General features: G+C 61.1%; 8 protein-coding genes and 3 tRNA genes. 5 read left to right on the top strand and 6 right to left on the bottom strand.

What is annotated here, in order from left to right; translation table 11 throughout:
- Nucleotides 1–4: 4 nt before the first annotated feature.
- Nucleotides 5–439: a cysteine desulfurase sulfur acceptor subunit CsdE gene (gene csdE, locus FOT55_RS07115; protein WP_049206161.1), complete on the top strand. Its 435-nt coding sequence runs from the start codon at nucleotides 5–7 to the stop codon at nucleotides 437–439.
- On the opposite strand, the gene tcdA is transcribed toward csdE, so the two are convergent.
- Both tcdA and mltA read right to left on the bottom strand, forming a co-directional pair.
- Entirely contained in the window at nucleotides 430–1,236 is an 807-nt protein-coding gene (gene tcdA / locus FOT55_RS07110) for a tRNA cyclic N6-threonylcarbamoyladenosine(37) synthase TcdA (protein ID WP_025304053.1), read from the bottom strand. The genes csdE and tcdA overlap by 10 nt on opposite strands.
- An 84-nt stretch (nucleotides 1,237–1,320) precedes the next feature.
- Nucleotides 1,321–2,457 carry a murein transglycosylase A gene (gene mltA, locus FOT55_RS07105; RefSeq protein ID WP_025304054.1) on the bottom strand — a complete coding sequence of 379 codons (1,137 nt, stop codon included), beginning with the start codon at nucleotides 2,455–2,457 and terminating at the stop codon, nucleotides 1,321–1,323.
- A gap of 216 nt (nucleotides 2,458–2,673) precedes the next feature.
- Here mltA and FOT55_RS07100 point away from each other — a divergent pair.
- The 3 genes from FOT55_RS07100 (at nucleotide 2,674) to FOT55_RS07090 (ending at nucleotide 3,026) form a co-directional block, all read left to right on the top strand.
- Nucleotides 2,674–2,750: transfer RNA gene (locus tag FOT55_RS07100), tRNA-Met, on the top strand.
- Between the two features lie 57 nt (nucleotides 2,751–2,807).
- Nucleotides 2,808–2,884 (top strand) — tRNA-Met (locus FOT55_RS07095).
- Nucleotides 2,885–2,949: 65 nt separating this feature from the next.
- Nucleotides 2,950–3,026: transfer RNA gene (locus FOT55_RS07090), tRNA-Met, on the top strand.
- A 90-nt stretch (nucleotides 3,027–3,116) separates the two neighbouring features.
- Here FOT55_RS07090 and amiC read toward each other — a convergent pair.
- On the bottom strand, nucleotides 3,117–4,370 hold the full coding sequence (amiC, locus tag FOT55_RS07085) for an N-acetylmuramoyl-L-alanine amidase AmiC (RefSeq protein ID WP_004931882.1): 1,254 nt from the start codon (nucleotides 4,368–4,370) through the stop codon (nucleotides 3,117–3,119).
- A 241-nt stretch (nucleotides 4,371–4,611) separates the two neighbouring features.
- Between amiC and argA the strand changes: the two genes are divergently transcribed.
- Nucleotides 4,612–5,937, top strand: coding sequence for an amino-acid N-acetyltransferase (gene argA / locus FOT55_RS07080; RefSeq protein WP_025304056.1), 1,326 nt, complete (start codon nucleotides 4,612–4,614; stop codon nucleotides 5,935–5,937).
- 38 nt (nucleotides 5,938–5,975) lie between these two features.
- On the opposite strand, the gene recD is transcribed toward argA, so the two are convergent.
- The 3 genes from recD to ptrA are packed head-to-tail and all read right to left on the bottom strand — an operon-like array spanning nucleotide 5,976 to nucleotide 14,259.
- Complete coding sequence (recD, locus tag FOT55_RS07075) at nucleotides 5,976–7,826, bottom strand: exodeoxyribonuclease V subunit alpha (protein WP_147823288.1); 1,851 nt, start codon at nucleotides 7,824–7,826, stop codon at nucleotides 5,976–5,978.
- A complete protein-coding gene (gene recB, locus FOT55_RS07070; protein WP_147823287.1) occupies nucleotides 7,823–11,374 on the bottom strand; it encodes an exodeoxyribonuclease V subunit beta in 3,552 nt (1,183 codons plus the stop codon). Before recB ends, recD begins: the two co-directional genes overlap by 4 nt.
- Complete coding sequence (ptrA, locus tag FOT55_RS07065; protein WP_049206156.1) at nucleotides 11,371–14,259, bottom strand: pitrilysin; 2,889 nt, start codon at nucleotides 14,257–14,259, stop codon at nucleotides 11,371–11,373. Before ptrA ends, recB begins: the two co-directional genes overlap by 4 nt.
- Nucleotides 14,260–14,397 lie beyond the last annotated feature (138 nt).

The following is a 14,397-nucleotide window of genomic DNA, read 5'->3' as shown; positions in this document are numbered from 1 at the left end:
CACTATGCTCGCCCCCCATCCTTTTGGCCGAGAGATCACCGCCGAAGCCTTGATTGCCACCTTCAGCGCGCTGAAACAGTGGGAAGACCGCTACCGCCAGCTGATCATGCTCGCAAAACGGCTACCGCCGCTGCCGGAGGCCTTGCGCAGTGAAGAAATGGCGTTGAGCGGGTGTGAAAACCGTGTCTGGTTAGGGCACCAATTGCTGGAAGACGGCACGCTGCACTTCTATGGCGACAGCGAGGGCCGCATCGTGCGCGGCCTGCTGGCGGTGCTGCTGACCGAAGTGGAAGGAAAAACGCCGCAGCAGATCGCCGCATTGGATCCGCTGGCGCTGTTCGACCGTCTGGCATTGCGCGCGCAGCTGAGCGCCACCCGCGCCAGCGGCCTGGCGGCCTTGGGCTCCGCCGTCAAGGCGATCGCCGCCCGTTACGCCTGACGCGCCGCCTTCGCCACCATCTTTTTCAGCGCGTGCGATACGGCGACGAAACCGAAGGTGGCGGTAACCATGGTCGCCGCACCGAACCCCGCGCTGCAATCCATTCTTTTTGGCCCTTCCGCCGTGCTGCGCGAAGCGCACACCGAACCGTCCGGCTGCGGGTAAACCAGCGGTTCGCTGGAGAAGACGCAGTCGATGCCCAGCTTACCCTTACCGTTTTTCACCACGTTGAAATCGTGCTTCAACCGCTCGCGCAGCTTGGCGGCCAGCGGATCCTGGATGGTTTTGGCCAGATCGGCCACTTCGATTTTGGTCGGATCGACCTGACCGCCGGCGCCGCCGGTGGTCACCACCGGGATCTTGAAGCGGCGGCAGTATGACAGCAACGCCGCCTTCGGCCGCACGCTGTCGATCGCGTCGATGACGTAGCTGAAGTTATGGTCCAGCAGCTCGGCGACGTTGTCCGGGGTGATGAAATCGTCGATGCAGGTCACCCGGCATTCCGGGTTGATCGCCAGGATACGCTCCGCCATCACCTCGGTTTTCGATTGCCCGACATGCTGGCGCAACGCGTGGATCTGGCGGTTGGTATTGGTAACGCAGACATCATCCATGTCGATCAGGGTGATGGCGCCGATGCCGGTGCGCGCCAGCGCCTCAGCCGCCCAGGAACCCACGCCGCCGATACCGATCACGCAGACGTGCGCCTGCGCGAACACCGCCAGCGCCTGCTGGCCGTACAATCGCGCCGTGCCGCCGAAACGCTGCAGATAGGCTTCCGAATAAGCTGTGCTCATAACGCTTTAATTACCTTCGTAATGCAAATGATAAGGGCCGGAAAATCCGGCCCTTGCGGGTCAATCTTTTCACGTCGTATGCGTTTACCGAGTGGCCAGCAACGAACCGCCGCCGTTTGACTGATTGGCGCTGAACAACTGACCGCCACCGTTGTTCTTCAGCACCCAGACGCGGCCATAGTGGTTGTAGTATCCCGCCGAGTGGCCGGCATCCGGCCCGATGCCCTGATACATGTCAAAATGCTGGCCCTTGATGGCCCCGCCCACGTCGAGTGCGACCATCAGACGCATCTCGTATTTTCCCGTGAATTTACCCTTGTTGTCCAGCAGCGGCACTTCGGCCAGCAGCGTAGTGCCCGCCGGGATCAGCGAACGGTCGGAGGCCACCGAGGCTTTGGCGATCAGCGGCACCGCACTGGCGCCCTTCACCGGCGCAAAAGCTTCCGGACGGAAGAACACGAACGACGGGTTCTGCTCCAGCAGCTCACGCACCTCTGCGGCGCTGTGGGTATCCGCCCACTGACGGATCGCCTGCATCGACATGTCCGCCTTGGCCACTTCACCGCGATCGATCAGCACCTTGCCGATGCTGCGATAGGCGTGGCCGTTCTTGCCGCCGTAGCCGAAGAACACCAGCGGCTGGCCGTTGCCGTAGTCGACATAGCCACTGCCCTGGACTTCCATCATGAAGTTGTCCATCAGCGAGTTGGTGTAAGCGATGATATAGCGATCGTCAAGCGCGCCGGAATAGATGCCCGCGCGATCCGGCAAGCGGCCTCTGCCCTTCGGCGGCATGCGGTACAGCGGATAGCGGAACTCGCCCTGTTGGGTATAGCGCGCCTGCACCACCGGCGTATAGTAGCCGGTAAACTGCACGTTGCCGTAATTGTCGACACCTTCCATCTGGTAAGCGCTGAGGCCGTACTGGCTCAGCATGCGCGTGTCGGCGCCGGACGCCATCCAGCTTTGCACCGCCTGATAGGTGCTGTTGTTGCGGTTAAACAGCGAAGGCGACGCGTACTTGATCTCCATCAGCTGATCCGAATAATCCTTGGCGTTGACCGGCGAACCTTTGGCGTTGGGCTGATTGACCAGCTCCAGCGATTGATCCAGACGGCCGTCTTTATATTGCTGACCCCGATCGGTCGGCTTGGACGAACAGCCCGCCAACACCGCCACCAACAACCCGCCCAGCAGGTATTTGCCCCAACGTCCTTTCATCGCGCACACTCTCAAACTGATATGATCTACCGGCTGAACGATAACAAACGCTCATTGATAAAGGAATCGCTGCAAATAAAAAAAGCCGCACGGAGGATGGTGATGAAAAAGAAGGCAAATTGCGGGCAAATCCAGCAGAAAAACGGGTTTAGGCCAATAAAATGCAAAAAGGGTTTGCAACAAAACGCACGGAGAGTATAGTGCGCATCCATCGGACGCGGGGTGGAGCAGCCTGGTAGCTCGTCGGGCTCATAACCCGAAGGTCGTCGGTTCAAATCCGGCCCCCGCAACCAACCGATGCCGCATTGGCGGTATTTGCGTTTGGCTTCGATAACAAAGTATTATACGGACGCGGGGTGGAGCAGCCTGGTAGCTCGTCGGGCTCATAACCCGAAGGTCGTCGGTTCAAATCCGGCCCCCGCAACCAACCGAATGTCGTACCAGCGGCATAACATGAACGGTGGTTTCGTAGTAATACAGCATCAAGACGGACGCGGGGTGGAGCAGCCTGGTAGCTCGTCGGGCTCATAACCCGAAGGTCGTCGGTTCAAATCCGGCCTCCGCAACCAACTCTTGATGACAACAGATAAGCACCCTTCCGGGTGTTTTTTTGTATCTGCAATCCGCAAAAATAGCCGGACTCGCGCCCGGCCCTGCTTTTATCGGCTCGCCAGCGCGCCGCCGTTGGCGAAATAAGCCTTGATCCCCGCCAGAATCGACTCCGCCACCTGCTGCTGGAAATGGCTGGTGCGCAGCTTGCGCTCCTCTTCGATGTTGCTGATAAATGCCGTCTCTACCAGGATCGACGGGATATCCGGCGCCTTCAACACCGCAAAACCGGCCTGATCGACGCGATTCTTGTGCAACCGGTTGATTTTCCCCATCCGATTCAACACTTCCTTGCCGAACTTCAGGCTGTCGTTGATGGTCGCGGTCTGGATCAGATCGAACATGGTATGGTCGAGATAGCGGTCGCCGCTCTTGCTGACGCCGCCGATTTGGTCCGACGCGTTCTGCGTCTGCGCCAGGAACTTGGCCGCCGAGCTGGTGGCGCCCTTGGTGGACAACGCGAACACCGATGAACCGCGCGCGGCGCGGCTGGTAAAGGCGTCAGCGTGAATCGAAACGAACAGATCGGCGCGCTGCTTGCGCGCCTTGGCGACACGCACCTTGAGCGGGATAAACACATCTTCGTTGCGCGTCATGAACACTTTCATGTTCGGCTCGCGCTTGATCATGGCGCTTAGCTTGCGGGCAATCTGCAGCACGATATCTTTCTCGCGCGTCTTGTACTTGCCAATAGCGCCGGGATCTTCGCCGCCGTGGCCAGGATCCAGCATGATGACGATCGGCCGATCGCGCCCCGCCTTGCCGGCCTGCGGCGCTTCCGGCGGCAGCGTGCGCTCCAGATCGCCCTTGTTGTAATCTTCCAGTAACGCCAGTAGCGGATCATACTCCTCACCGCCGCTGCCGCCCTTGGTCGGGTAGAGATCCATCACCAGACGGTTGCGATACTCCGGTACCGGCGCCAGCGTGAAAATATGCGGGCTGACGCTCTGCTTGAGCTCAAGCACCAGCCGCACGGTATTCTGATCAAACTGGCCGACGCGCGCCTGCTTGAGATACGGATCGTCGGCGCGCACCTGCCCGGCAATACCTTTCAGCACGCTGTTGAGGTGGACGCCTTCGATATCCACCACCACGCGATCGGGATTGGTCAGGGCAAACTGCTTGTATTTCAGCTCGACGTTGGATTCCAGCGTGACGCGGGTATAAGTGGAGGATGGCCAGACGCGCACGGCAATCACGTGCGACGACGCGGCGAAGCCCGTGCGACTCACACTCAGCAACCAGCTGGCGGCAACGCCCTGTAATAAACGACGGCGGCCCAGATTGTGATTAGCGTTTGGCATGCGGCTCCGGCAGTAATAGCTGTTTACAACAGATTAAAAAAACACCAATAAAATGGGGGTGCCGAAAAACTTTAACCAATCATGCCAGCCCTGTCATCAGAAAATCTTTTTATGGTTTTTCAATTTATTAACGATTTAGCGCCCTTAGCTCGCTCTTCATGACGATTTCCCACTTGCCATTAGCGCCATAAAAGAATAAAAATACAAAAATATCGTATAAATATTCACAAGAGGTTTGCCCGTGAAGGAACGTAGTACAGAGCTGGTGCAAGGATTCCGTCACTCAGTCCCTTATATCAATGCCCACCGTGGCAAGACGTTTGTCATCATGCTCGGCGGGGAAGCCATCGAACACGAGAATTTCTCCAACATCGTCAACGATATCGGGCTGTTGCATAGTCTGGGCATCCGCCTGGTAGTGGTTTACGGCGCACGGCCGCAGATCGACGCCAACCTGGCGCAGCATAACTCTGAGCCGATCTACCACAAGCACACGCGCGTAACCGACGCCCATACGCTCGAACTGGTCAAGCAGGCCGCCGGTTTGTTGCAGCTGGACATCACCGCCCGCCTGTCGATGAGCCTCAACAACACGCCGCTGCAGGGCGCGCACATTAACGTGGTCAGCGGCAATTTCATCATCGCTCAGCCGCTGGGTATTGATGACGGCATCGACTATTGCCACAGCGGCCGCATTCGCCGCATCGATGAAGAAGCGATCCATCGCCAACTCGACAGCAACGCCATCGTGCTGATCGGTCCGGTCGCGGTCTCAGTCACCGGCGAGAGTTTCAACCTGACTTCGGAAGAAGTGGCCACCCAGTTGGCGATCAAACTGAAAGCGGAAAAAATGATCGGTTTCTGCTCCTCACAGGGCGTGACCGATGCAGAAGGCAATATCCTTTCCGAACTGTTCCCCAACGACGCGCAAAAGCGCCTTGAAGAACTGGAGGAAGGCGGCGATTACCATTCCGGCACCGTGCGCTTCCTGCGCGGCGCGGTGAAAGGCTGCCGCAGCGGCGTGCGCCGCAGCCACTTGATCAGCTATCAGGAGGATGGCGCGCTGGTGCAAGAGCTGTTCTCGCGCGACGGCATCGGCACCCAAATCGTGATGGAAAGCGCCGAGCAGGTGCGCCGGGCGACGATCAACGACATCGGCGGCATCCTGGAACTGATCCGACCGCTCGAACAACAGGGTATTCTGGTGCGCCGTTCACGTGAACAGCTGGAGATGGAGATCGACAAGTTCACCATTATCGAACGCGACAACCTGACCATCGCCTGTGCGGCACTGTACCCGTTCCTGGAGGAAAAAATCGGTGAGATGGCCTGTGTCGCGGTACATCCCGATTACCGCAGTTCTTCGCGCGGCGAGATGCTGCTGCAGCGGGTGGAAAATCAGGCGCGGCAGATGGGGCTGAAGAAGCTGTTCGTGCTGACCACCCGTAGCATCCACTGGTTCCAGGAACGTGGCTTTACCCCGGCGGAGGTCGACGTGCTGCCGATGCAGAAACAGGCGTTGTACAACTACCAGCGCCGCTCCAAAATTCTGCTGGCGGATCTGTAATCACAGTGGGCGCGGCCGTTGCCGCGCCCGTTCATCGCTTATTCCGTTGCCTGCAACCGTTCAGCCAATCCGCTGCGGCGCTGGGTCGGCGTGCGAATAGCCCGCAGCAGTACCGTCTCCGTAGCGTACAGTGAGAGCTGCTTACGCGCACGAGTGATCGCGGTATAGACCAGCTCACGCGTCAGCACTGGCAGGAAATGGTTCGGCAACACCAGAACCGTATGGTCAAACTCCGATCCCTGTGATTTGTGCACCGTCATGGCATAAGCGGTTTCATGCGCCGGCAAACGGCTTGGCTGTACCGACTTGATGCTGCCGTCGGGCAGTTGGAAATGCACGCGCAGATCGCCGTGCTCATCCGGCAATGTAATGCCGATATCCCCATTGAACAGCCCCAGTGCGCTGTCGTTGCGGCCGATCATCACCGGCCGCCCCCGGTACCAGCGGCCGAGCACGCCCGGTTTGCGGTCGATCAGGCCCGCACGCTGCAGCCTGAGCTCAATGCGCTCGTTCAGGCCGGCGACGCCGAACGGCCCTTCACGCAGCGCGCACAGCACCTGGAAACGGCCAAAAGCCGCCAGCACCGTCGCCGCGTCCGCGCCTTCGGCGGTCAGCCGCAGATAGTCGCGGTAGCCCGCCACGCAGGCATCCAACAGCGCCTGATACTCTTCGCTCGTCGCCAGCGCATAGCCCGCGACATCGCCGAAACTGCCGTTTAGTGCCGCCAGTGCGCGATCCCCCGCGCCGGCGTTGACCGCCAACGCCAGTTGGCCGATGCCGGAACGGGCATCGAAGCGATAGCTCTTGCGCAGCAGACACAGGCTATCGCGCACCACCGCTTCCGCGTCGGCCTGCCGCCCTTCGATCGAACAGCCGGTCAGGCGGCTCAGCTCTGCGGCACGCGCATCGCTGTATCCCTGCTCGGCAAAACGGCAAATATCCCCCAGCACCGCGCCGGCCTCTACCGAAGCCAGCTGATCGCGGTCGCCAAGGAAAATCACCCGCGCCCGATCGGGCAGCGCGGCAATCAGGCGCGCCATCATCGGCAGATCGACCATCGAAGCCTCATCCACCACCAGCACATCCAAATGCAGCCGGTTGCCGCGGTGATAGCGCATGCGCTGACTGTTCGGTTGCGCCCCCAACAGACGGTGCAACGTCGCCGCCTCCGTCGGGAACAACGCCTGCTGCGCCGGGGTCAACGCCAACTGACGGCTGGCGCTGCCAAGCGACTCCGTCAGGCGCGCCGCCGCCTTGCCGGTCGGCGCCGCCAGTTGAATTCGCAAGCGCGCGCTTTCATCCAGCTGCACCAGCGCCGCCAGCAGCTTGGCGACGGTGGTGGTTTTACCGGTGCCCGGCCCGCCGGAAATCACCGCGATACGCCGCGTAGCCGCCACCGCGGCGGCGATCTTCTGCCAGTCGGGTTCGTCACTCGCCGTGCCGAACAAGCGGTCGAGAATGGCGCGCAACGCCTCCTCCGGCACCGCCAGCGATTCACCTTCGCCGCCGATAAACGCCGCTACTTCACCTTCGTTTTGCCACATGCGCTGCAGGTATAAACGCGGCCCGCGCAGTACCAGCGGCGTTGCGCCGCTGCCATCCCCGACCGCCGCACTGGCCGCCAAACGCTGCTGCCAACGCGCGCTATCCGGTCGCCCGACCGCCTCCCACACCGCCAACGCCAGCGCCGGCTGGCGCCCTTCAAACAGCGTGTCCGCCTGCAGTTGCTCCAGCATCAGGCAGACATGACCCGCCCCCGCCTCTGCGCTCAGGCAGGCGGCGGCCAGCAAAATATCAGGCTCGTCTTCGTTCGCCACCACGCGGGCGAACTGCACGTCTAGCGGGCGCAGCGCGCCAAGCGCCACCGCCTGCTCCAGCAGTGCGATCATGATCCTTCCTCCGCCGCCGCAGCCTCGCCACTGAACAAGCGATCCATCCCCTCCACCAACTCAAACTCGGGGAGACAGGTGAAAATGCCATTGCCCGGGTGCGCCGCATCCACGCCGCGCAGGAACAGATAAATCACCCCGCCAAAATGGCGTCGGTAATCATAATCCGGCAACCGATGGCGCAGATAACGATGCAACGCCAGCGTGTACAGCTGGTATTGCAGATCGTAACGATGCTCCGCCATCGCCTGCTCCATCGCCGGCCGGGTATAGGCGCTGCTGTCCTCTCCTAGCCAGTTGGACTTGTAGTCCAGCAGGTAGTATTTGCCCTGCCAGCAGAACACCAGGTCGATAAAGCCTTTCAGCATGCCCTGCACCTGGTGAAAATCCAGCGCCGGACAGCGGGCGGAAAGCGGATCGTAACGCTTCACCAGGGAATCGAGCTCCTTCGCCTGCAACAGCCGATTAATCGGTAAATAGAACTGCAGCTCTGCCTGCTTATGCTGCGGCGTCAGCGCCGCCAGCGTCACGCCGCTGTCATCGAGCGGCGTATTGAGCAGCACCTGCATCCACGCCAGCAGAATCGGTTGCCAGTGTTCGGCGAACCCTTGCTGCTGTAGCTGTTCCAGCAGCCACTGTTCGTCGAGCGGCTGGGTGAAGTCCAGCGTTTCAAACAGGCTGTGCAGGAAGGTGCCGGGCGTTGCGCCGCGCGGGAAGGTATGCGGTGTAAGCGCTGGCTCACTTTCTTCCCCGCGCTCACCGGCCGCGTCGACATCCAGACGCGGCAGCAGATCCTGCATCAGGCTCGCGCCGTGCTGTTGCAAACCGGTATAGCTGGTCACCCGCCAAAAATCCTGGATCCGCCGGGTAAAGCTTTTCGCCTCCAACGCCTCGGTTAGCGAAGCCTGGGGGTGCCAGGGTTCTTCATCCGGCGGTTCAACCAGCGACAGCGCGATACCGCCGCCCGCTAATTGCTGCAGCCGCTCCTGCAGATACACGGCGTCACCGGCTTGCCCGCCCTGCACCAGATAACCCAATGCGCTGCGGTGCAGATCGGTATCGCCCTGTTTCTTGCGCGTGCCCTGGAACAACGGTGCGATGCCGATGCTGCAGTGGTACACCGAGCGGGTCAGCGCCACATACAGCAGACGCAGGTCTTCCGCTAATCGCTCCTCCTCCGCCCAGGCCTGGCTCTCTTCATTGGCGTCGAGATCCAGCAACGCCTGGAAACTGTGGCGATCGTGATACAGCGCCTGTTGCTGCTGGCGGAAGTTGCCGACGAACGGCAGCCACACCAGATCGAACTCCAACCCCTTAGACTTGTGAATCGTGATCACCTGCACCAGATGCCGGTCGCTCTCCAGCCGCAGCTGCTGATTATCGGACTGACGATTAGGCTGGGCGATCTGCTGCGCCAGCCAGCGCACCAGCGCATGCTCGCTGTCGAGCTGCGCCGCCGCCTCTTGCAACAGCTCCCCCAGATGCAGCACGTCGGTCAAGCGACGCTCGCCGCCGGCGCTGGCCAGCAGGTTCTCCGCCAGCTGGCGCGCTTTCATCACCTCGCTCAGCATCGGCAACACGCCGCGGCGCAGCCAGAGCGTGCGGTAACTGTCGAATTCATTAACCAGCGAGTCCCAGGCGCGCTCATCGCGGCTCAGGCCGTCCAACGTCGGCGCGTCCAGCCCCATCAGCCCGGTGGCCATGGCGCTGCGCAGCGTGCGCTCTTGCTCCGGCGCCAACACCGCCTGCAACAACCACAGCAGGTCTTTGGCCTCCGGGGTGTCGAACACGCTATCGCGGTTGGACAGATACACCGACGGAATAGAAAGCGCACTCAGCGCATCGCGCACCAACGCCGCCTCATTGCGGCTGCGCACCAGCACCGTGATATCGGAGGCTTGTACCGGCCTTGGCATCTTGCCGCCCTGCAGCCACGCCTGCCCCTGCTGCCCGGCGCTGAGCCAGTCGCGAATTTGCGTGGCGCACAGGCGCGCCATCAGCTGTTGGTAATCACTTACACCGGCGCCTTCCCCCTGCTGCAGCCAGAACTGCATCGCCGGTTGCGGCTTGCCGTGCAGGTCAAACGCCAGCCCTTGGTTCTTTTCCGCCGCGCTGACCTCGATAAAGGGGATTTGGCCGAACAGGAAAGGCTTTTCTACCTGAGAAAACAGGTGATTAACGCTGGCGACCATCGACGGCGACGAGCGCCAGTTGGTCTCCAGCGTATAGTGGGCGCTCACCTCTGAGCGCGCCCGCATGTAGGTAAAGATGTCGGCACCGCGAAAGGCGTAAATCGCCTGCTTGGGATCGCCGATCAGCAGCAGGCCGCAATCGGGCCGGCCGACGTAAAGTCTTTGGAAAATGCGGTATTGCTGCGGATCGGTATCCTGGAATTCATCGATCATCGCCACCGGGTAACGCTGGCGGATCGCCTGTGCCAGCTGTTCGCCACCACCGCTTTGCAAGGCGCCGTCCAGCCGGCTGAGCAGGTCGTCAAACCCCAGCTCGGCGCGCTGGCGCTTTTCTTGCTGAATGGAAGTGCGGATCTCGCTGAGCGCGCGCGCCATGATCAGGTCGCGCAGCGTCAAGGGTTCATCAAACAGCTCGTCGATCGCCGTGAACAGCGCATGCCGCGGCGGCTCGCCTTTCTTGGTCTTCTCCAGCAGCACCGACTGGCGAAATTTATCCAGTTCCTTCGGCAGCTGGTAGTCCTGAGTCTCCTGCCCGCTCCATTCGCCGACCTTGTTCAGCCAGTTCGGCAGGTGTTTGCTGCTGTAGCTGCGCTTATCGACACCGGACTGGGCGATTAACGCCTCCAGATCGCCCGCCGCCGCCCGCCATTGCGCCTTGATGGCGTCGATGCGCGCGACGATCTGCTCGTGGCGCATCAGGACGGTTTCTTCGTCCTTCGGCGGCCGACGCAGCGCCGGCGCTTCACCGTGCAGATAACCGGAAAGGTCGGCCAGCAACGCTTCCGGGCCGCTCCACTCCTGGCTGACCGCACGCGCCACGCCCAGTGGCAACGGATAGCAGTGGCGACGCCAGAAATCGGCGCAGGCCTGCCGCCGCAGCGGCAGTTCATCCTGCACCAGCGTTTGTTCAAACAGCATGCCGGACTCAAAGGCGTTGTGCGTCAACATTCGTTGGCAAAAGCCGTGGATGGTGTAAATCGCCGCTTCGTCCATCTGCCGCTCCGCCGCCAGCAGCTGCGAGGCGGCGTCGGTCAAATCGTCAATTTCAGCCATCAGCGCCGTAAACAGCGGGTTGGCGCTGATACCGCGCACGCAGGCGATGCGCAGCCCGTGGATATTTTCGCGGATGCGCCCGCGCAGCTCCTCGGTGGCGGCCTCAGTAAAGGTCACCACCAGGATTTCTTCGACCGTCAGCGGCCGGGGAAACGCTGCTTCACCGCCCAACCCCAGCAGCAAACGCAGGTACAGCGCGCCGATGGTAAAGGTTTTGCCGGTGCCCGCCGACGCCTCGATCAGGCGTTCACCAAACAGCGGCAGCGTCAGCGGCTCCAGCCTCTGCGGGGCGACTTCCGTCATGGCGTCGCCACTTTGCGCGGCAGGATCTGCTGCAATGCCGACGCGTTCGGATAGGTAACCCAATCCTTAGGCGCCGCGTAATCCGCCTTGTCTTGCCCGCTGCCGCTCACCTGCGACAGCACCGCCAGCCCCTGCGGTTGGATCACCGCCTGGTGGAAATAATCCGCCAGCTTGGCCGGCGTCAGCTGTTGCACCTGCGCAATCAGCTTCTGACGGGTATCGAAGGCGAAATTGCCGCGATCGAAATCGTTGGCGAACCGGCTGGCTTCTTCGCTCAGGGTTTGCGGCCGCTGCTTCAGCTCATTGATGAGCGCCTGTTTGTACTGCTCAAAGTCCGCCTCGCTCATGTCGCGCAAGCGCTTCTCGGTTTTCGGGTAGAAATCCTGATAGCGCTGGTACAGGTAGGCCGGCTGCTTGCTGTTGCTCTGCAGCAGGAAGCCCACGCCCCACTGGCGCCCCACCGACATCGGGAAGGCGAAGACCGCATACCCCAATTGCTCCTGAGTGCGCAGCTGGCTGTAGAACCACGGCTGAATGATCTGCCCCAGCAGCGAGCTGTAGGCCATGCCGGTCACTTCGTCGTAGCCGGTCGGCACATAGACCGCCGCCAGCGCCGAGTCGGTGCTGCTGCCCACCTGTTGCAGGTTGGCCAGCTGATTCTTGTCCACCACCACGTCTTCGCCGTGCCACCATTCGATGCCGGTACAGCCCAGACGATGTTTCAACGTCGACGCCAACGTGTCGACCTGCTGCTTGCTCATGTTGCCCACCACCAACAGCTCCGGCGTGGCCTCGGCCAGCAGGCTGTCGCGATAGGCCAGCACGTCTTTCAGCGTCAGCGTCTTCAGCACTTCGCGGCGCTCGCTGCGTTCGGAATACGGCACGCGGGAAACCATCTGCACCGGCTGAATGGCCAGCTCAAACGCTTTGCCCTTCTCGGCGGCGTCCAACTGCTCCAGGTACCAGGATTTGGCCTGCGCCAGCTGATCTTCCGTCGGCGTGAAGCTGGAATAGCCCTCGATCAGCGCCGTCAACAACTGCGGCAAACGCTGGGTAAAGCCGTTGGCGTTAAACATCAGGCCGTTGTTCGGCGACGTCGAGAAACTCAACCCGCCGACCGACGCCTGATAGCTCAGTTGATCCAGCGCGAGGCCGGCCAGATAATCCGTCAGCGAGAACAGCACCTGGTTGCGCGCGGAATCCATGGTCTTGGCGTTGCGGAAAGCGACGGTGACGTCGGCCTTCGGCTCGTCGGCGAAATAACGGCTCGGCATATACAGCACGCGCAGGCCGGGTTTATCCACCACCATTTCCGGCTTTTTGAACTCGTGCGACGGTTTGGTCAGGGTGAAATCATCCGGAATGTACGGGTTGAGCGCCGGCAACGACAGAGAAATGCCGCTGCCCAGCTGCTGCCACTGCGTAAAGCGCTGTGGCGTGATTTTGTCGACCTGGTAAGGCGCGTTGACGAAATAGGCCGTCTTGTTGTGCGGCTCATCGGGGCTGACGAACCAGATGCGCGCATTTTGCGGCGTCATGGCATCCAGACGTTCAGCGATCGCCTTGGGATCATAACGATCGGCCAGGTAGGGTGCGTCCAGCGCATGCTCAACCGGCACACGCAGCATCGTGTCCACCAGCCATTCGATGTAGTCCATGTCGCGCGTGATCGACGGATAACGGAAGTCCAGATTCAGAACATGCGAAATTTCGTCGAAATAACTCTGCTTGATGCCTTCGCTGCGCAGCATTTTCAGGTAGTTGAAAATGGCGGCGACGACCTCGTCGCGTTTGGCCAGACCTTTGTCGGTCAGTGAAACGCTGATGGCGAAGACGCCACCGTTGCGATCGACCATCGGATCCGCGCCGGCATTGATGGCGTCCGCCAGCCCCTGCTTCTGCAACCAGTCAGACAGGGTGTTTTTGCTGCGGTTGCCGATCAGGTAGCTGATGTAGGTATCGGTTTTGCTGCGAAACGCGGCGCTGTTGTTATCGATGCGGAACTCGACCTTCAGCTGCTTGCGCGGCTGTGCCGGCACATAGTGAATGATGATACCCTGCTGTTCCGGCGTCACGGCCGGCACGGTGATCGGCGGCACGCTGGCGTCGTGATTCGGCACGCGGCCAAAGGTTTTCGCCGCAATATCCGCCAACTGCGGCAGCGGCTGATTACCGTACAAAACGCCCATCATCAGGTTGGCGGAGTAGTAGCGTTTATAGAAGCCGGTCAGTTCATCATGCAACTTGCTGTCCGGCTTGTCTTTCAGCGTATCGAGATTGCCGCCGGAGAAACGCGCGCTCGGGTGCGCCGGGTTAAGGGTTTCCGCGCCGACCTGCGCCATGCGCATGCCGTCGCGCGAACGCGCCATCGTCAATTCGGCGTTCACCGCGTTGCGCTCACGATCGGCATTGCCCGGATCCAGCAGCGGCTCGGCAATGGCGTCGGCCATGCGATCGACCGCCGGCTCCAGCGCGTCATTCTCCACTTCCAGATAGAAGGCGGTGCGATAAGAGGCCGTGCTGGCGTTATGGCTGCCGCCGTGCTTTTTCAGGAATTCGGACAGGTTTTCCGGCTCTGGATAGCGTTTGGAGCCCATCAGCACCATATGTTCCAGATAGTGCGCCAAGCCAAGTTGGCTGTTCGGATCTTCGAGCGACCCGACCGGCAATGCCAGCGCCGCCAGCGATTTCGGCGCCTGGGCATCGGACACCAGCAACACCGTCATGCCGTTAGCCAACTTGATCGCCTCGTACTGACGCGGATCGTGTTCGCTCTTGTTGATCTTCTCCGCCAGCGGTTGCCATCCTTGCGCGGCCCAACTCAACGGTGCCCAACACATAGCCAATAATACCAGCCCGGCGATACGGGCCAACTGTCTGCGCATATCCAAAATAAACCCCTATTCTGACGTCGCTACGCCCACTCCCTGACGTTGGCGACGTGCATCAAAACCACATAACCAAATCGGTACTCGCCGGGTTCTTCGCCAATGTGGCGGTCCGAAACACGGCGGGTATATGCC

It is taken from the genome of Serratia bockelmannii (genome assembly GCF_008011855.1).
In the GTDB taxonomy this organism is placed as follows: Bacteria; Pseudomonadota; Gammaproteobacteria; order Enterobacterales; family Enterobacteriaceae; genus Serratia; species Serratia bockelmannii.
Note: the sequence above shows the minus strand (reverse complement) of the source record. Positions and strands in the feature narration are given on the sequence as shown.